The sequence below is a fragment of the uncultured Sphingomonas sp. genome, assembly GCF_913062585.1.
Taxonomy (GTDB): domain Bacteria; phylum Pseudomonadota; class Alphaproteobacteria; order Sphingomonadales; family Sphingomonadaceae; genus Sphingomonas.
This window is the reverse complement of the sequence record NZ_CAJXWX010000030.1, coordinates 13,737-32,707: the sequence shown is the minus strand read 5'-3', so window position 1 is coordinate 32,707 and position 18,971 is coordinate 13,737. Positions and strand designations below refer to the sequence as shown.

Genomic DNA, 18,971 nt, shown 5'->3' with positions numbered 1-18,971 from the left:
CTCAGGGCTCCAGATGGCCCTTGGGCCCCGCATCGTCGAGCACGATCGCGATGCGCTTGCTTTTGTCGCGCGATTTGTCGACCAGCTTGCTGATGCCGATCCGCACCTCGTTGGCCAGCATCACGGCAGGGGTGATCACATCGACCCCGACCGTGCAGCCTCGCATGACCGCCGCACAGGGCGCCCCCTCCGCCCGCATCGCGCCGATGCCGGTCAGTTCAGGATTGGACATGAGCGGCTTGGCAGGTGGCGCATCCGGGTCGTGCGGCAGCCGATCGTCACCCAGCCGGCGCCCGCAGACGATCACCTCGTCCTTCGTGCCCGCCGAGGGCGGACAGGGATCGCGGGCCAGGATCGAGAAACGCTGCGCACCGGGGCCGGGCGGCGGCAGGGGCACGGCGGGCGCAACCTGAAGCGCGACGAGCAACAGCGGGAGCATCGGCGTTTCCTCCTTATGGCGCAGGCTTGCGCAGGGTCGGCCCGCCGCCGCCGCGCGGGTTGGTGTCCATCGTCGCGCCAGCAAAACCCCCACCGACCAAGAAGGGCGACAAATCCTTCACCGGCGTGCTCCGCGCGAGCAGGCGGGTCCGTTCCTCCATCACCCCTTCATGGCGACGATCGCCGGGTTCGGGCGGCAATTCGAAGGGGATGCGGAAACGATCGGCGTTGCGGCGACCACAAACCGTGATGTCGGTGGCGTTGGGGTCATAGACGCAATGCGTCTCGACGCTGGTCAACTGACGGGTATTGGCCAGGATCGTATCGACCGAGGGAGGCGGCGGCGCCTCGCCCTGGACCGGCGTTCCGAGCATCAGCATGACCAGCATCGTCGTCACCAAGACGCTCTCCCGCGCTTGCGAGCCCCGTATCGGCTCGGCCGGGATCATGCCTGTTTTAAAGACCGACCGCCAGCGTCATTACGAGCCCGTTCCGGAGGATCGGGTGGGCCGAGGCCGCCCGCGGCTAATCAATCGCGGCGCGGAACAGGGTGCGCGGCTTGCTGGTGCAATATTTGTCGCCGACCACGGCGCAATAGGTCCCGTCATTGGCAAAGGCGCGGGATTTGGAGTCGATCGGCACGGTGTCGCTGGGGGTCAGGCGATAGGGCGACGGACGTTTGCCGCCATGACAAGTCGACAGCGTACAGGCCGAGGTCAGCCGGGGCAGCGGGACCATAGCCATGCTCCCCTCGGCAACGGCGCCCAGCACCAGCAACAACGGCACCATCGTTCTTCTCCCCTTATTCGCTATCAGCCCTGCTTTCGGTCCTCAGTTCGCGCCCACGGGTGCTACGCCCAGGCGCGGAATCTCGATCGCCGGGCACCGGTCCATCACGACCTTCAACCCGGCCGCCTCGGCCCGCGCCGCCGCCTCGTCGTTGATGACGCCCAGTTGCATCCAGATCGCCTTGGCACCGATCGCGATCGCCTCGTCGACGATCGGGCCGACCGCGTCGGACCGGCGGAAGATGTCGACGATGTCGATGGGGTCGCCCAGCTGGCCAAGTTCGCGGAATACGAACTCGCCATGGACATGCTCGCCGGTGATCTGCGGATTGACCGGGATCACGCGGTAGCCATGATCCTGCAACCGCTTCATCACGCCATAGGAAGGGCGGTCGGGCCGATCCGACGCGCCGACCAGCGCGATGGTCCGTGCGGTCGTCAACAGGTCGCGAATATCCTCATCGGCGGTCAGCGGCATCAAAAGTCCCCTTCGACCCGCCGCGCCACCGGACATACTCCTGCGAAAACGGCGGGTTATCGTCGTCCAACGCCCCGCCGCGCCGCCGGTTTCATCGTGACGCGTCCAGCCAGTCGGCGACCTTCGCGGCCAGGGGGGCGAACACCGCATCCCCCTCCCCCGCCGCCGGGGGCTGACCCGCATCGGAGGCGGTGCGGATCGCGATGGTCAATGGCACCCGGCCCAGGAACGGAATGCCCAGCTCCGCCGCCGCCGCCTCGGCACCGCCCGATCCGAACGGGTCGGAGATGCCGCCGCAATGGGGACAGCAATAACCCGCCATATTCTCGACCAGCCCGATGATCGGCACCCCCGCCTTCTGGAACAGGTCGATGGCGCGGCGCGCGTCGATCAGCGCCAGGTCCTGCGGGGTCGAGACGATCACAGCACCCGCCGGGCGATGCTTTTGCACCATAGTCAGCTGCACATCGCCGGTGCCGGGCGGCAGGTCGAGGACCAGCAGCTCGGTCGCCCCCCAATCGCCATCGACCAGCTGGCTGAGCGCGCCCGCCGCCATCGGCCCGCGCCAGGCGATCGCCTTGTCGGGTTCGACCAGCTGGCCCATGGACAGCAGCGACACACCGTAAGGCGTGGGCACGGGTTGCAGCTTGCCGTCCTGCGCGACCGGCTTCACCCCTTCGGCCGCCATCAGCCGGGGCTGCGAGGGACCATAGATATCGGCATCGACCAGCCCGGTCTTCACGCCGCCCCGCGCCAACGCGATCGCCAGATTCGCCGACAGGGTCGACTTGCCCACGCCGCCCTTGCCGCTGGCGACCGCGACGATCCGGCGCTCGCGCTTCTCGGCGGTCAGGACGACGCGGACATCCTCGACCCCCGACTGCATCGCGGCGGCCTTCACCTCTTCCTCCAACGCGTGGCGACCGGCGCCGTCCAGCCCCGTGGTATCGAGGACGACGCCCGCCCGCGCGCCCTCCATCCGCACATTGGCGCGCTTGCCCGCCACCGCGGCGACCGCCGCCTTCACCGTCTCGATCATGCTCATGGCCGCCAGATAGGATGCGATACGCGGCTTGGCACTGTTTTTGTCGACGAACCGTTCCTATAACGATGAGCATGAGAAATCTGACGGGCTGGTTGCGACGCCCCCCCATTCTTGCCGCAGAAACGCCAAAGGGCCCCTGGGGAGGCTCCGGCGACGACTCCGACAGCGGTCCCCGCAACCCCTGGGCGGTGCCGCCGGGCGGGCGCAAGGGACCGGCCAAGCCGACCGCGCTGGACGAGTTCATCCGCAAGGCGCGCGGCTCGGGCGGCGGCGGACCGGGCGAAGGCCCCGGCGGTTCGGGCGGCGGCTTTGGCGGCATTCCCGGCGCGCCCGGCAGCCGGACGCTCTGGGCGATCGGCGCGGCGATCCTGGTCGCGATCTGGGTCCTCTATACCTCGATCCACCCGATCGGCCCGCAGCAGCGCGGCGTCGTCACCTATTTCGGCCGCTATACCGGCATTCTGGAACCCGGCATCCAGTTCACCGCCCCCGCCCCGATCGCCGCCGTCCGTGTGCTGGACGTGCAGAAGATCCGGACTGAGAATTTCCCGGAAGGAACGGCGGAGAATCTGGTCCTGACGCGGGACCAGAACATCATCGACCTCAGCTATTCGGTGCGCTGGGACATCGCCAATCCGCGCGACTATGCCTTCCGCCTGGCCGAACCGCAGCAGACGGTCCGCGCCGCCGCCGAAAGCGCGATGCGTGCGGTCATCGCCCAGACCACGCTCGACCAGGCGCTGGGGTCGGGCCGGGGCGAAATCGGCCAGCGGGTGCAGGACCTGACCCAGTCGATCCTCAACGAATATCGCTCCGGCGTCCGCATCCAGGGCGTCGCGATCAAGCAGGCCGCGCCGCCGCAGCAGATCGTCGACGACTTCAACAAGGTGACCGTGGCACAGCAGCGCGCGATCGCCGACGTCAACCAGGCCAAATCCTATGCGCAGCAGGTGATCGCCCGCGCGCAGGGCGAGGCCGCCCAGTTCGACAAGGTCTATGAGCAATATCGCCTGGCCCCCGAAGTGACCCGCCGCCGCATGTATTACGAGACCATGGAGGCCGTGCTGGCCAAGTCGGACAAGACGATCGTCGAAACGCCGGGCGTCGTCCCCTATCTGCCGCTGTCGAAGGCACCGGCCCGGACGCTGCCGCCCGAGATCACCGCCACTGCCCCGGCCCAGCCCAACGCGGCACAGGCGCAGGGAGGTGGCCAGTGAACGGCCTGACCTTGCGCAATCCGATCGTGCTGGGCGTCGCCCTGCTGGTCGCGGTCATCCTGGCGGCGGCGACCTTCGCGATCGTGCCGGAAACCAAACAGGCGGTCATCTACCGCTTCGGCCAGCCCCGGGAGGTCATCAACGGCTATCGCCCCGGCGAGGAACCGGGGAATAGCGGTGCGGGCCTGATCGCGCGCATCCCGTTCTTCGACCAGATCGTCTGGGTCGACAAGCGCGTGCTCGACCTCGACCTGGAAAAGACCCAGGTGCTGTCGACCGATCAGCTGCGCATGAACGTCGACGCCTTTGCCCGTTTCCGCGTGATCGACCCGCGCCGGATGCTGGCGACGGCAGGCAGCGTGGACGGCGTCGTCAACCAGCTGCGCCCGATCTTCGGCTCGGCGCTGCGCAACGAACTGGGCAAGCGGCTGTCCGCCGAACTGCTCAGCCCCGAGCGCAGCCAGGTGATGGACGCGATCCAGGTCCAGCTCGACCGGATCGCGCGCCAGTACGGCGTCCAGATCGTCGACGTGCGGATCAAGGAAGCCGAACTGCCGACCGGCACGCCGCTGCAAAGCGCGCTCGCCCGGATGCAGACCGCACGCCAGCAGGAGGCGATCACCATCGCCGCGCAAGGCCAGAAGCAGGCGCAGATCGTACGCGCCGATGCCGATGCCCAGGCCGCGCAGATCTATGCCCAGGCCTTTGGCAAGGACCCCGGCTTCTACGACTTCTACCGCGCCATGCAGTCCTATCGCCATACCTTCGGCACGGACGGCACCAATCAGGAACGGGGATCGACCCAGATCATTCTGTCGCCTGAGAACAGCTATCTGAAGGAATTCACCGCGCCGGGTCGATAAGGGGATTTTCCACCTTTCCACCCGTTCATATTCAAGCGTCGTTCAGCCAAACCGTGACAAATAGGCCACGGTCAAACTGAATTTTCTTTGAGAGGACCTTCACCCAGTGCGCTACGCCTACGCCATTACCAGTGCGCTCCTCCTCGGTGGCGCGACCGCGACCCTGGCCCTTCAGCCGGGCACCGCGCAGGTTGCGCAGAACGAACCCGGCGCGATCCAGGCGGTCGCCCCGCGTGCCGGCGCGCCGATGAGCTTTGCCGACATGGTCGCCAAGCTCCAGCCGGCCGTCGTCAACATCTCGACCAAGCAGTCGATCTCGGTGAAGCAGCAGGCGAACCCGTTTGCGGGCACGCCGTTCGAGGGCTTTTTCGGTGCGCCCGGCGGCGGCGGCGCCCAGCCGCAGAAGCGCGAGGGCATGTCGCTGGGCTCGGGCTTCCTGATCTCGCCCGACGGCTATATCGTCACCAACAACCACGTCATCGCACCGGGCGCGCAGGGCGCGTCGGTCGATTCGATCACGGTGACGCTGAACGACCGCAAGGAATATACCGCCAAGGTCGTCGGCCGTGACGAAACCTCGGACCTCGCCGTCCTGAAGATCGACGGCACCAACCTGCCCTTCGTCCGCTTCGGCGATTCGTCGCGGGCGCGGCCGGGCGACTGGGTGCTGGCGATCGGCCAGCCCTTCGGCCTGTCGAGCACGGTGACCGCCGGTATCGTCTCGGCCGTCCACCGCGTCACCGGCCAGGGCGGTGCGAACGACCGCTTCATTCAGACCGATGCCGCGATCAACCAGGGCAATTCGGGCGGCCCGATGTTCGACATGAACGGCAACGTCATCGGCATCAACAGCCAGATCTATTCGCAGTCGGGCGGCAATATCGGCATCGGCTTCGCCATCCCGGCGGAGGACGCCAAGCCGATCATCGACCGTCTGATGAAGGGTCAGAAGATCGAGCGCGGCTATCTGGGCGTCCAGATCGGCGGCCCGGTGACCGACGACGTCGCCGCCTCGCTCGGCATCCCCAAGAACCAGGGCGAAGTGATCGCCAAGGTCGAGCCCAACGGCCCGGCGGCCAAGGCGGGGCTGAAGGCGTTCGACGTGGTGACGAAGGTCAACGGCCAGGCGGTGACCCCCGACCAGACCCTGTCCTATCTGATCGCCAATGTTCAGCCGGGCGGCCGCGTCCAGCTGGAAATCCTGCGGGGCGGCAAGCCGATGTCGCTGACCGCGACCGCCGCGACGCGTCCGTCGAACGACGTGCTGGCCGCGCAGATGGGCGACGGCTCGGATGCCTTCCCCGACAGCGACGACGATGCGCAGGTCGCGCCGACCGCCGGTGGCGGGCTGGGCCTGTCGGTCCAGACGCTGACCCCGGCGATCGCACGGGCGATCAACGTCGATCCGTCGACCCAGGGTGTGGTGATCGCGGCGGTCGATGCGTCGAGCGATGCCGCCTCCAAGCTGAAGCGCGGCGACGTGATCAGCGCCGTCAACGGCGTGCCGATCCGCAGCCCCGAGGACCTTCAGCGCGTGGTCGCCGCGGCCAAGGCCGCCGGGCGTCCGCAGGTGCTGGCGCAGATCACCCGCGGGCGGATCGCCGACCGCCTGATGCCGCTGCGCATCAAGTAAGTCCGTTCGCCCTCTCCCCGGAGAGGAAGAATGGCTTGCCGAATCAAAGGGCCGTCGCATCTCCGGATGCGGCGGCCTTTTCCTATTTCCGTCACGCGCACAGGCGATAAGATGCCCCCATGGACGGCATCTTCATCGGCATGGGCGGCGGCAAGCCCCAAGCGATCGACCTCAAGCGCGCGAACCGGCACGGCCTGATCGCGGGCGCGACCGGCACCGGCAAGACCGTGACTCTGCAGACCATGGTCGAGGGATTCTCCCGCGCGGGCGTGCCCAGCTTCGTCGCCGACGTGAAGGGCGACCTGTCGGGCCTGGGCATGGCCGGATCGCCGCAGGGCAAGACCCACGCCGCCTTCACCGCGCGCGCCGCCGAACTGGGCATGACCGACTGGGCCTATGAAGCCGCGCCCGTCCAGTTCTGGGACCTGTTCGGAACGCAGGGCCACCCGGTCCGCGCCACCGTATCGGAGATGGGCCCTCTGCTGCTGTCGCGGATGATGGGGTTGAACGAGACGCAGGAAGGCGTGCTGACCATCGCCTTCCACATCGCGGACAAGGAGGGGCTGCTGCTCCTCGACCTGGACGACCTGCAGGCGATGCTGGCCGATTGCGCCGCGCGGGCCGAAGAGCTGACCACCACCTATGGCAATGTGTCCAAGCAATCGGTCGGCGCGATCCAGCGCGCGCTGCTCCAATTGCGTACGCAAGGGGCCGAGCATTTCTTCGGCGAGCCCGCGCTGGAACTCGGCGACCTGATCCGCACCGACGATGCGGGACGCGGCATGGTCAACATCCTGGCCGCCGACCAGCTGATGGCCAGCCCCAAACTCTACGCCACCTTCCTGTTGTGGCTGCTCTCCGAGCTGTTCGAGCAGCTTCCCGAGATCGGCGATCCCGACAAACCCAAGCTCGTCTTCTTCTTCGACGAGGCGCATCTGCTGTTCGACGATGCCGCCCCCGCCCTGGTCGATACGATCGAGCGGGTCGTGCGGCTGATCCGGTCGAAGGGCGTCGGCGTCTATTTCATCACCCAGAATCCGATCGACGTGCCCGACAAGATCGCGGGTCAGCTGGGCAATCGCGTCCAGCACGCGCTGCGCGCCTTCACCCCGCGCGACCAGGCGGCGGTGCGATCGGCCGCCGAGACGTTTCGCGCCAATCCCGGCGTCGATGTCGCGACCGCGATCACCGAGCTGAAGGTCGGCGAGGCGCTGGTCTCGCTGCTCCAGCCCGACGGCTCGCCATCGCCGGTCGAACGCACCCTGATCGCCCCGCCGCGCAGCCGGGTCGGCCCGGTCACCCCTGAGGAGCGCAAGGTCCTAGTCGAAACCGACGCGGTCGGCACCAAATACGACCAGGCGGTCGACCGCGAGTCGGCCGAGGAATTGCTCGCCGCCAAGACGCAGGAAGCCGCTGCTGCCGCCGCCGAGGCCAAGGCGCAGACCGAGGCGGACAAACAGGCCGCACAAGCCGCCAAGGCCGATGCGAAGGCCGCCAAGGAAGCGGAACGCGCGCGCATCGCCGAACAGCGGGAGGCGGCCAACTCGCCTTGGGCCAAGATGGCGAACAGCGCCGCACGCGCCGCCAGTTCCTCGATCGGGCGACAGGTCGCCAACGAGATCGGCAAGCAGGTGTTCGGGACCGGCTCCAGGCGGCGGTCGAGCAACAGCGGTGGCGGGATCGTCGGCGCGGTGGTTCGGGGCGTACTGGGGAATCTGTTCCGGGGTTGATCCTCCCCAACCTCCGTTCAGCCTGAGCGCAGTCGAAGGCCAAGGGAATCGGGCTACCCCAAGCCCCCACCCCGGCGGAGGCCGGGGTCCAGTTGCAATGCGATATCGAAGGCGCGACGCCCTTGCCTTCCAACGCCACGGACTTCGCGGCAACTGGACCCCGGCCTTCGCCGGGGTGGCGGCGGATTTTTGGCGGGTGGATTCCCTTGGCCTTCGACTGCGCTCAGGCTGAACGGATGTTGGAGACTGCCCCGCACGCTCAACGGATGTCGGAGAATCCCCCGCCCGCTGAACGGATGTCGGAGAAGACCCGCTCGCTGACCAGGATGGACCATCCATCCCCCGCCCCGTTCGCACCAAGCGAAGGCGAAGCACACGCCCCGCTACACACCCCACACGAAACCCTAGGCGCGCGGCCCGCCATCTGCCACATCTGCGCGCATGAGCCGTACGCCTCCCGCCGCCGCCCCCGTTGCCGAACTGACCCTGCGCGGCATCGCGCTGGGCGGGATCATCACCCTGCTGTTCACCGCCGCGAACGTCTATCTGGGGCTGAAGGTCGGATTGACCTTCGCCACCTCGATTCCGGCCGCGGTGATCTCGATGGCGATCCTGCGCTATCTGCCGAACAGCTCGGTGCTGGAGAATAATATCGTCCAGACGGTCGCCTCCGCGGCGGGGACGCTGGCGGCGATCATCTTCGTGCTGCCGGGGCTGGTCATGATCGGCTGGTGGCAGGGCTTTCCGTACCTGCTGACCGCCGGAATCACCGCGACGGGCGGCATATTGGGCGTGATGTTTTCGGTGCCGCTGCGCCGGGCGCTGGTGGTCGACACCGACCTGCCCTACCCGGAAGGCCGCGCCGCCGCCGAGGTGCTGAAGGTCGGCGCAGGCAGTCGTGAAGGTGAGGCGGAGAGCGCCACCGGCCTGCGCCTGATCGTCGTCAATGCCCTCGCCTCGGCGGGTTTCGCCATCCTGACCCAAACCAAGCTGGCGGTGGCCGAAGCCGCGGTCTGGTTCCGCACCGGGGCGGGCGCGACCGGGATTTCGGGCGGGCTGTCCTTCGCATTGATCGGCGTCGGGCATCTGGTCGGCCTGTCGGTCGGTATCGCGATGCTGGTCGGCATCGCGATCGGCTGGTGGGTGGCCTTGCCGATCCTGACCGCCATGGCCCCCTCGACCGGGCCGGTCGCGGCGTGGGCGGGCGGCATTTTTTCGCATGACGTCCGCTTCCTGGGCGCGGGCGTGATCGGGGTGGCGGCGATCTGGACACTCCTCAAGATCATCGGGCCAGTCATCGGCGGCATCCGCTCCTCGCTCGCCGCCGCCTCGGCCAAGCGGGACGGCGCGGTGCTGGCGATCGGCGAGCGCGACCTGCCGATCGGGATCGTCGCCGCCGTCACGCTGGCGACGCTCGTACCGATCGCGGGGCTGCTCTGGTCGGTGATCGCGGGTGGGCCGCTGGCCGCATCGGGCGTCGCGCTGATCGGCGGCGCGCTACTCTTCATCCTGCTCATCGGCCTCGTGATCGCGGCCGTGTGCGGCTATATGGCGGGGCTGATCGGCGCGTCGAACAGCCCGGTGTCGGGCATCGGCATCCTGTCCGTCCTGGCCGCCGCGTTGCTGCTGGTCGGGCTGTTCGGACGCGGCACCCCGCCGGAGACGACGCAGGCACTGGTCGCCTATGCGCTGATCGTCACCGGAATCGTGTTCGGCGTCGCGACCATCTCCAACGACAATCTCCAGGACCTGAAGACCGGCGAGCTGGTCGGTGCGACGCCATGGAAACAGCAGGTGGCGCTGATGATCGGCGTCGTCTTCGGCAGCCTGGTGATCCCGCCGGTGCTGGACCTGCTCAACGCTACGCTGGGTTTTGCGGGCACCCCGGGCGCGGGACCGAATGCCCTATCGGCCCCGCAGGCCGCGCTGATCTCGGCGCTGGCCAAGGGCGTGCTGGGCGGCGACCTGAACTGGGCGATGATCGGGGTCGGGGCGCTAGTGGGCGTCGCAGTGATCGTCGCGGACGAAATCTGCGGCAAGCTGGGCTGGCTGCGCCTGCCGCCGCTGGGCGTGGGACTGGGCATCTATCTGCCCATGTCGGCGACGCTGCCGGTGGTGCTGGGGGCGGTCGTCGGCCATGTCTATGACCACTGGGCCCGGCGCAGCGCCAACCCCGAAGCGGCCGAGCGGCTGGGCGTGCTGGCTGCGACTGGCCTGATCGTCGGCGAGAGTCTGTGGGGCGTGGGATTTGCGGGAATCGTCTATCTGACCAATTCCGACGCGCCGCTGGCGCTGGTCGACGACGGCTTCGCCACCCCCGCGCTGGTCGGGGGCACGATCCTGTTCCTTGGGATCATGGCGGCGCTGTATCGCTATACCCGCCGTCAGGCCGTCAGCCTGCCACCCGCGGCACGCTGACCCTCACTACGAGAGCGAAGTGATATTCCTCCCCTGCGAGGGGAGGTGGCAGGGCGCAGCCCTGACGGAGGGGTGTCCCGGTGGGAGAGGGCGGGCTTTGCTTACAAAGGGCGACACCCCTCCACCATGCTTCGCATGGTCCCCCTCCCCTTACAGGGGAGGAAGAGAGGAGCCTTGACGGCGCGAGGTATCGCTACACGCGCCACCGGGCTTTTACATCGCCGACAGCAGCTCGCTGATTTTCACGAACGCAAAGCCGATCGAACTGTCCGCGATGCCATAGGGCAGGAACAGCGAGTCGGCGTGGCGGATCGCGCCGCAGGAATAGACGACGTTGGGCACATAGCCCTCGCGGTCCTGATCCTTCGCGGCCAGGATCGGCTGCTTCGTCCGGCCCAGCACCTTGGACGGGTCGTTCTTGTCGAGCAAAGCCGCGCCGATCGAATATTTGCGCATCGCGCCGACGCCATGGGTCAGCAGCAGCCAGCCCTCATCCGTCTCGATGGGCGGGCCGCAATTGCCGATCTGCACCAGCTCCCACGGATAGACGGGGGTCAGGATCTTCTCGCCCTCGTCCCAATGGGTCAGCGAGTCGGACTTGAGCAGGAACAGATTCTCGCCGTCCTGCCGCCCGATCATCATATATTGCCCGCCGACCTTGCGCGGGAACAGCGCCATGCCCTTGTTGCGCGCCGCCGATCCGGTCATCGGCACCAAGTCGAACGCGCGGAAGTCGCGGGTGCGCATCAGCTCGGACTGGATGCCCGCGCCGTCATAGGCGGTGTAGGTGCCGATCCATTCGACCGAACCGTCGTCATGCGTGAACTGGACGATCCGCATGTCCTCCAGCCCCTTGGACTGGGCCTTGGTGATCGGGAAGATGACGGTGCCCGACAGGGTCGAATCGCGGTGGCGATGCACCGTGATCGGGCCGCTCGGCACATCGTCGTCGCCCCAGCCATGCACGTCGGTCGCCGTCGCAAAGGGCGGCTCGGGCGCCAAGCGCAGCTGATTCTGGTCGTTGATGATGCCTTCGCGGAAGGCGACCGACGAGATATGCCCCTCGCCCACCGCGCGCATCGACATCAGGATACGCTGCGACCCCGGCTGGATGCCGGTCTGGTCGAAATGCGGCACCGCCGACGGGTTCATCAGCGCGGCGGCGGCATAGCTATATTCGTGACAGAAATAGGCGCCGATCAGCTGACGCTTCTCGTCGCTGATCTTCGACCCGTCGAGCTTCAGCAAATCCTCGATCTGGTCGTAGCGGGTCATGAAGACGCGCCGCGTCTGCCAGTGCCGCGCCTCAAAGTCCTTCAGCACGGTTTCCAGCTGGTCGCGGGCCTCCTGCGGCGACATGGCCAGCACCTCGTCGACCAGACGCTCGGTCCGGCTGGGGGGCGCGCCGTTGCCGCCGCCCCAGGCGATATGGAAGGGGCGCACGACGACGCGCGAAGGATCGGCATGAAGCCGCAGCCGGTGGTTGAACAAATCCATCGCGCTACTGTCTCGCCATGTTACCCAAAACGCTCATCCCATCCCCCGAACGCGATGACGCAATCAGGCGATATGACGTTCGGCTCCTGCCATGGATGAGGCGGATTGGCAAAGGCTGGAAATCGCACAATTCGCCAATTGCAGCGCCAGGATGGATTCCGCGCCCTGGTTGCGGTTGAGCCCGGTCGGCATCAGCCCGTCGAAACAGCCGCCGTCATGCGCGGTGGCCAGCGGCAGGTCGAGGTCGTTGGCCCCCAGGAACCAGCCATAAGCCCGCTCGCCCTCCGCGATCCAGCGCACGTCGCCGGTCGCCAGATAGGCCGAACTGCACGCCTCGACCGTCGCCTGCGCCTCCAGCGGCTGCTGGTCAAACTGCAACGGATCGGCATAGGGGCGGCCGAAGCTTTCGCTGCCGACCGCGCGGAAACGCCCCTCGGGCGAGGTCTGCTTGGCGACGATCCATTCCAGCGTGGAAATGCCGCAGTCGATCAGGTCCTGACGCCCCAGCGCACGCCCAGCCTCGATCAGGCCTTGCGGCACCCGGGCATTGTCATAGGCGAGCACGATCTCGAACCACTGCCATTCGGGACGCCGTGCTTCCTCCAGCAAGGCCAGATGCAGCGGCGGCAGCTTTTCCAGGATGGCGCGGGCCAGTTGATGGCCCGGCCGCGCCTCCAGCATGGCGGCGGCGCCCAGCATGGCAAAGGCTTGGGCGCGCAACGATCCCAGATCCAAGGCGAGCGAGGCGGTGGCGTCGAACCACATCTGCGCCCAGTCGCGATGCTTGGGCATCTGTGCATCGCGCGCGGTGACGCCCAACGCCCAGAGGGTGCGGCCGTTGGAATCTTCCGACCCGACATCCTCGCACCATGTGCGATCGAAGCGCATGAAGTTGCGATAGCGTCGCGCCTCCGGGTTCCAGGCATATTGCAGGAACGAGGCGTAGATGGTGGTCCACTTGTCGCGCGTGACCGGGTCGATATCCGGCGCTTGCGTCATGAAGATCAGCGCCCGGGCATTGTCGTCGATGCAATAGCCGTGGCGACGATCGGGCACCGAATAGATGGCGTGCTGCAACATGCCGGTTGAGTCGCTCATCCGTTCGACGGCCGACAGGTCGGGGGTCAACGGCTTGATCGCGTTCTGATACTGGCTTGCGATCCGGCGCGGGCGCGCGGTGATGGCGATGCCGATCTGCTCGACGGCGGCTTCGGCCAGGCGCGGCCACGTCATGGTGCGTCCGCGCGCATAGGCCCTGCTCGACAAGCGGTTGCGCGCCGCTTCGTCGGACAATAGCCGGTCGATCTCGCGCGCGAACGCGCCCACATCGCCGAAACCGACCAGCACACCGTGATCGTCGTCCAGGATTTCGGTCGCATGGACATAGGGGGTGGAGATCACCGCCTTGCCCACACCCACCGCATAGGACAGCGTGCCGCTCGTAATCTGGGCGGGGTTGGAATAGGGCGTCGCGTAGATATCGGCCGCCTGGAGATAGTCGAGCAGTTCATCATGCTCGACGAAGGAGTCGATGAAGGCGACGTTCTGCGACACGCCCAGCGTGTCCGCCAGCGCCTTCAGCCGGTCGCGATACGCCTCGCCCTCATGCGCGATCAGGTTCGGGTGGGTCGCACCGAGCACGACATAGAGCAGCTCGGGTTGGTTCGCGGCGACCGCGGGCAGTGCCTCGATCATCGTCTCGATCCCCTTGTTCGGGGCAAGCAGGCCGAAGGTCAGCACGACCTTGCGTCCTTCCCAACCGAAACGCGGCTTCAGCGCCTCGGGCGACATCAGCGCCCGGTCGGGCACGCCATGCGGGATCATCGCGATCTGGCGCGGATCGGCGCCATAGACGCGCTGCAGGATGTCGCGCCCCTTGTCGGCCATCACGATGATGCGCGAGCACCGGCGTAGCAGCCCTTCCATCACCCGACGCTCGTCGGCGGAGGGCTTTTCCAGGATGGTGTGCAGCGTGGCGATGACCGGCAGGGTCGTGCGGTCGAGCAGTGCGAGCAGATGCTCGCCCGCCGCGCCGCCATAAATGCCATATTCGTGCTGGACCCAGATCGCCTGGGCGCCGCTCGCCTCGATCCGGCGGGCCATGTCGATATAGGCAGACCGCTCATGCTGCGGAATGGCGGCGGTCACCGCCGGGGGATAGGCATAGCGGCCGGGATGATCGTCCATCGCATAAACGTCGACCGCGATGTCGGGAAAACGATTGCGCAGCGCGGAATAGACATCGGTGGTGAAGGTCGCGAGCCCACACTGGCGGGGCAGGAAGTTTCCGATCAGCGCCAGTCGTTCAATCACGGTTCCGTTCGCATCCACCATGTCGCATGTCCTTGCAGGCACGAGGAAAGCGGCAGATCCGCCAGTCTCCTCTCCCGAGAAGGTCAACCCGTCGGGGGCACTATGGTTGCACATCTTATGACATATTTGCTGCACCGCAACTTCTGATCGCTCGGCCAAACAACGGGTCATGGGCGATCGGGGAAGGGGCGCCTCGGATCATTACCGCATGGCAATGACAGCTTTCCCTGGCCGGCCTGGTGGCCGGCTGGTTTCGCCCTGTTCTGCAAGCGCAGCCCCGGCGATGCAGGTGTTCGGCTGTACGACGAAGGGATGGGAAGATGAGCTGCCGCCGTACGGGGCGTCGCAGAACGTCCGCGTCGCCTATTCTTCCCTTTCCCCTGGACAGGGGAGAGGGAGGAGTAAGCCGACCCCGAATGCCGATCGGGACGGCCTCTTACGGACGAGTGCCCGGCGTCGCGCCCGCTGTACCGGCGGCGCGTCCGGCCGCATCCTCGACCACCTTGCTGGTGCCGGGGCTAGTGCCGGACGTCTTGGCCGCAGGCTGGAAACCCGGCTGGTAGGCGATCGACGCCGCCTTGCGCTGGTCCTGGAGCGCCTTGCCCAGCGCGTCGGCGATCGCCTTGCGGCGCAGGATTTCCGCGGCCAGCCCGCGCGCGGCGGGCCCCGTCAGCGGCTCCGCCATGCGCTGGACGATCGCGTTGGCGGTGTAGAAGCCGTCCAGCGGCACGAGGATCGGATCGCCCAGCGGCTGCTTGGTCATCGCGCCCGCAATGGCGGGATCGAGGAATGCCGAGTCGACCAGCACATGGCTGCGCGTGAAGGTCGCGGCATTCTGCGTCAGGGCATCGGCCAGCGCGTCGAGCGTCTTATACTGGCCCAACGCCATCAGCGCCTCGGTGCTGGACGGCTTGGCGAAGCGGATCTGGTCGACATAGAATTTCTGCCGCTGCGCGAATTCGTAAGGATGTGCAGCGATATAGACGTCGATCGCTTGGCCGGTCGGGGCGGGCAGCGTGTTGGCGAGCTTCTGCGCCAGCATCGCAATCAGCAGCTTCTGTTCTTCGCGGTCGCGCGCGATGGCAAATTCGGCGGTCTTGTCGAGCCCCATCTGCCGCGCCGCCTGGGCCAGCAGGTCGCGGTCGATCACCTGAGGCAGGATCGTCTTGCGATAGGCGACCCGGTCGATATTGGGCGGCGCGTCCTTCAGCTCGGCGTCCAGCGTCGCCACCGGGATGTCGCGCCCGTCGACCTTGGCGGCCGCCGGCCCCTCGGACCGGGACTGGCAACCCGACAGCAGCAGAAGGGCCAGGGGAGCCGCGCTCCAAAGCAGGTGTTTCACGCTCGTCACTCCAGTTCCATCGGTCCGATGATGGGACCGATTAACGGCCCCCACATCGTCTTCCCTGGCGCAAATCCGTTGCGATATCCTTATCCCGTCGGTGCCCGGGCACCGGCCCAAAGCAAAACCGGCCGCCCCGAAGGACGGCCGGTCGCAATTCGGTGTTCGCGCCGGTATCCGGCGATCGGACGTGTCAGGCGAAGGCAGCACGCGGCGCGGTCTGGCGGCGGCGCAGCACGATGCCGACCAAGACCAGACCCAGCAGCAGCATCGCCCAGGTCGCGGGCTCCGGCACCGAAGTCGGCGTGGGGATCGCGGTCGGCGTCGGGATAGAGGCCGCACCATAAGCGCTGCTGCCCTTATACGACGCGACAGCCACGCCGACACCGGTCGTCGGGTTGATGTTGTAGATGCTGGTGCCCATGACGCCGAACAGCGCGTCCGCCGTGGAGGCGAGGCCGAAGATATTGGACGTGCCGCCGATCAGGCTGGCGACGCCGGTGGTCGTATTGACGACCGCCAGCCCCAGGTCGCTGGCGAGGTACAACTGCCCCTTGAAGAAGGCGAGGTCGCCCGCCGACTGCATCTTGCCCATCGCGCCGACCAGGCTGGCGACGCCGGTGGTGGTGTTGATCTTGTACAGGTTGCTGTCGCCCGAGCCATAGAGCGTACCGTCGGCGCCGAAGACCAGCCCGTTCACGAACGAGCCCAGCGAACCGAGCATCGTGGTGGCGCCGGACGCGGTCGAAATCCTGTAGAGCGTGCCGCCATCGACACCATAGAGGTCGCCACCCGGGTTCAGCGCGATGTCGTACATCGTGTCGCACGTGGTGCTCAGCACCGTGCTCACCTTCGTGGCCGTGTCATAGGAGACGAGGCTACCATTGGCGTCGTTGATCAGGATGGTCGGACTGGCATTCGCGACACCGGCCGTTCCCAGGCCGATCAGCGATAGCAGCAGCATGGCGAGATATTTGACGAACGTCTGCACAACCCTGTTCCTTCAGCGCACCATGACGATGCCGATGACCGGCGGGCCCTTACGCCCGTCGGTCATCGCCTTCAAACATCGTCACTGTTTCACAAAGGGATGAACGGGACGTTAGGGCCGGCGTCAGCCCCGGCCGCGATAACCCGCGACGCCCTGGTCGGGCAGCCATAGATCGGCGGGCGGGGTAGAGGACTGCCAGAACACGTCGATCGGGATGCCGCCGCGCGGATACCAGTAGCCGCCGATGCGCAGCCAGACCGGCTTCATCTCGTCGAACAGCCGCTCGCCGATGCCGACGGTGCAATCCTCGTGGAAACCGGCATGGTTGCGGAAGCTGCCCAGGAACAGCTTCAGCGACTTCGACTCGACGATCGTCTCGCCCGGCACATAGTCGATGACGAGGTGCGCGAAGTCGGGCTGGCCGGTCACGGGGCAGAGCGAGGTGAACTCGGGTGCCGCGAACCGGATCAGATAGGTGCGCCCCGGGCGCGGGTTGGGAACATAATCGAGCACCGCCTCTTCCGGGGAAGCGGGCAGCGCGCTGGTCTGGCCGAGATGCTTCATGAAGGCCATGTAGGATAATCATGCCCCAATCGCCAACGCTGATCCCGATCCTGGGCGACCAATTGTCGATGAATCCGTCGTCGCTGGAGGGCGCGGACCCCAGGCACAGCATATTGCTGATGATGGAGGTGGAGGACGAGACGGGTTACGTCCGCCATCACAAGGCCAAGATCGCCTATATCCTGTCCGCGATGCGCCACCATGCCGAAGCGCTCAGGAAGGCGGGCTGGACGGTCGACTATGTGAAGCTGGACGACCCGGACAATGCGGGCAGCTTCACCGGCGAGGTCGCCCGCGCGGTCGAGCGCCACGATCCAGCGCGCATCGTCGTCACGCAAGCGGGCGAATGGCGGGTCGCCGCGATGCTGGAAGCGTGGGAGACGATGTTCGGCATTCCCGTCGACATCCGCCCCGACGCCCGCTTCATCGCCGGCCAGGCGGAATTCGAGGACTGGGCGAAGGACCGCAAGGAACTCCGCATGGAGTATTTCTACCGGCTGATGCGGCGCAAGACCGGCCTGCTGATGAAGGGTGACAAGCCCGAAGGCGGCAAATGGAATTACGACGCCGACAACCGCAAGCCCGCGCCGAAGAAGGGCGTCCCGCCCGAGCCGCTGACATTCGCGCCCGACAAGACGACGCGCGAGGTGCTGCAGCTGGTCGCCGCCCGCTTCGACAATCATCCCGGCTCGCTCGACGGCTTCGCCTATGCCACGACCGCCGAGGAGGCCCGGGCCCAGGCCGAGGCGTTCATGGCCCACGGCTTGCCCAAATTCGGCGACTATCAGGATGCGATGCTGACCGGCCAGCACCAGCTGTGGCACTCGGTCCTGTCGCCCTATATCAATTCGGGGCTGCTCGACCCGATGGAGCTTTGCCGGATGGCGGAGGGGGAATATGAGGACGGCAACGCCAGCCTCAATTCGGTCGAGGGCTATATCCGCCAGATCATCGGCTGGCGCGAATATGTCCGCGGGCTCTACTGGCATGTCGGGCCGGATTATGTGGACCGCAACTTCCTGCGCGCGCATCGCAAGCTGCCCGGCTTCTACTGGACCGGCGAAACCGACATGCACTGCATGGCCGAGGCGCTGGGCCAGACGCTCGACACCGCCCATGCCCATCATATCCAGCGGCTGATGGTGACGGGCAATTTCGCCATATTGATCGGCGCGGACCCGGCCGAGGTGCATCGCTGGTATCTGGAAATCTATATCGACGCCTATGAATGGGTCGAGCTGCCCAATGTCGTCGGCATGAGCCAGTTCGCCGATGGCGGCATCATCGCCTCCAAGCCCTATGTCTCGTCCGGGGCCTATATCAACCGCATGTCGGATTATTGCGGGTCGTGCCGCTATGATGTGAAGCAACGGGTGGGCGAGGATGCCTGCCCGTTCAACGCGCTCTATTGGGATTTCCTCGCGCGGCACGAGACGCGGTTCGCGGGGAATGTGCGCATGGCGATGGCGTATCGGAACTGGGACCGGATGCCGGAGGCGGACAAGAAGGCGGTGCGGGCGCAGGCGGCGGGGTATTTGAAGGGGTTGGAATAGCGGGTTTCCCGTGGCCTTCGACTTCGCTCAGGCTGAACGGCGCGAGGGAAGATCGACGCTACAACCGCCGTTCAGCCTGAGCGAAGTCGAAGGCCACGCCC

The 18,971-nt window shown here is 66.9% G+C and carries 16 protein-coding genes; 6 read left to right on the top strand and 10 right to left on the bottom strand.

Features of this window, described 5'->3' with window-relative positions; translation table 11 throughout:
* Position 1: 1 nt before the first annotated feature.
* The 5 genes from QZ546_RS16070 to QZ546_RS16050 all read right to left on the bottom strand — a co-directional run bounded on the left by QZ546_RS16070 (position 2) and on the right by QZ546_RS16050 (position 2,749).
* Entirely contained in the window at positions 2-439 is a 438-nt protein-coding gene (locus tag QZ546_RS16070) for a hypothetical protein (RefSeq protein WP_294239783.1), read from the bottom strand.
* A 13-nt stretch (positions 440-452) separates the two neighbouring features.
* A complete protein-coding gene (locus tag QZ546_RS16065; RefSeq protein WP_294239832.1) occupies positions 453-827 on the bottom strand; it encodes a hypothetical protein in 375 nt (124 codons plus the stop codon).
* 136 nt (positions 828-963) lie between these two features.
* The gene (locus QZ546_RS16060) at positions 964-1,227 is read right to left on the bottom strand and encodes a hypothetical protein (RefSeq protein WP_294239781.1); all 264 of its coding nucleotides are present in this window, start codon (positions 1,225-1,227) and stop codon (positions 964-966) included.
* Positions 1,228-1,269: 42 nt separating this feature from the next.
* Entirely contained in the window at positions 1,270-1,704 is a 435-nt protein-coding gene (locus QZ546_RS16055) for a CoA-binding protein (protein WP_294239778.1), read from the bottom strand.
* 91 nt (positions 1,705-1,795) lie between these two features.
* Entirely contained in the window at positions 1,796-2,749 is a 954-nt protein-coding gene (locus QZ546_RS16050) for an Mrp/NBP35 family ATP-binding protein (RefSeq protein WP_294239776.1), read from the bottom strand.
* Positions 2,750-2,820: 71 nt separating this feature from the next.
* Here QZ546_RS16050 and hflK point away from each other — a divergent pair, with 71 nt between their 5' ends.
* From hflK to QZ546_RS16025, 5 genes are all read left to right on the top strand, one after another.
* The gene (gene hflK / locus QZ546_RS16045) at positions 2,821-3,966 is read left to right on the top strand and encodes a protease modulator HflK (protein WP_294239773.1); all 1,146 of its coding nucleotides are present in this window, start codon (positions 2,821-2,823) and stop codon (positions 3,964-3,966) included.
* Positions 3,963-4,829 (top strand): protease modulator HflC, encoded by an 867-nt coding sequence (gene hflC / locus QZ546_RS16040; protein WP_294239771.1) that lies wholly within the window; start codon positions 3,963-3,965, stop codon positions 4,827-4,829. The genes hflK and hflC overlap by 4 nt, the downstream gene beginning before the upstream one ends.
* A 106-nt stretch (positions 4,830-4,935) precedes the next feature.
* On the top strand, positions 4,936-6,462 hold the full coding sequence (locus QZ546_RS16035; protein ID WP_294239766.1) for a Do family serine endopeptidase: 1,527 nt from the start codon (positions 4,936-4,938) through the stop codon (positions 6,460-6,462).
* Positions 6,463-6,581: 119 nt separating this feature from the next.
* Positions 6,582-8,192 (top strand): helicase HerA-like domain-containing protein, encoded by a 1,611-nt coding sequence (locus tag QZ546_RS16030; RefSeq protein ID WP_294239763.1) that lies wholly within the window; start codon positions 6,582-6,584, stop codon positions 8,190-8,192.
* Positions 8,193-8,633: 441 nt separating this feature from the next.
* Positions 8,634-10,610 carry an OPT family oligopeptide transporter gene (locus tag QZ546_RS16025; RefSeq protein ID WP_294239761.1) on the top strand — a complete coding sequence of 659 codons (1,977 nt, stop codon included), beginning with the start codon at positions 8,634-8,636 and terminating at the stop codon, positions 10,608-10,610.
* Positions 10,611-10,823: 213 nt separating this feature from the next.
* On the opposite strand, the gene QZ546_RS16020 is transcribed toward QZ546_RS16025, so the two are convergent.
* The 5 genes from QZ546_RS16020 to queF all read right to left on the bottom strand — a co-directional run bounded on the left by QZ546_RS16020 (position 10,824) and on the right by queF (position 17,317).
* Positions 10,824-12,107 (bottom strand): glycoside hydrolase family 130 protein, encoded by a 1,284-nt coding sequence (locus tag QZ546_RS16020; RefSeq protein WP_294239760.1) that lies wholly within the window; start codon positions 12,105-12,107, stop codon positions 10,824-10,826.
* A 63-nt stretch (positions 12,108-12,170) separates the two neighbouring features.
* Positions 12,171-14,441 carry a glycosyltransferase family 4 protein gene (locus QZ546_RS16015; protein ID WP_294239758.1) on the bottom strand — a complete coding sequence of 757 codons (2,271 nt, stop codon included), beginning with the start codon at positions 14,439-14,441 and terminating at the stop codon, positions 12,171-12,173.
* A 415-nt stretch (positions 14,442-14,856) separates the two neighbouring features.
* The gene (locus QZ546_RS16010) at positions 14,857-15,762 is read right to left on the bottom strand and encodes a hypothetical protein (RefSeq protein WP_294239756.1); all 906 of its coding nucleotides are present in this window, start codon (positions 15,760-15,762) and stop codon (positions 14,857-14,859) included.
* A 193-nt stretch (positions 15,763-15,955) separates the two neighbouring features.
* A complete protein-coding gene (locus QZ546_RS16005; RefSeq protein WP_294239754.1) occupies positions 15,956-16,753 on the bottom strand; it encodes a PEPxxWA-CTERM sorting domain-containing protein in 798 nt (265 codons plus the stop codon).
* A gap of 123 nt (positions 16,754-16,876) precedes the next feature.
* A complete protein-coding gene (gene queF / locus QZ546_RS16000) occupies positions 16,877-17,317 on the bottom strand; it encodes a preQ(1) synthase (protein WP_294239828.1) in 441 nt (146 codons plus the stop codon).
* A 20-nt stretch (positions 17,318-17,337) separates the two neighbouring features.
* Here queF and QZ546_RS15995 point away from each other — a divergent pair, with 20 nt between their 5' ends.
* Positions 17,338-18,870, top strand: coding sequence for a cryptochrome/photolyase family protein (locus QZ546_RS15995; RefSeq protein WP_294239752.1), 1,533 nt, complete (start codon positions 17,338-17,340; stop codon positions 18,868-18,870).
* Positions 18,871-18,971 lie beyond the last annotated feature (101 nt).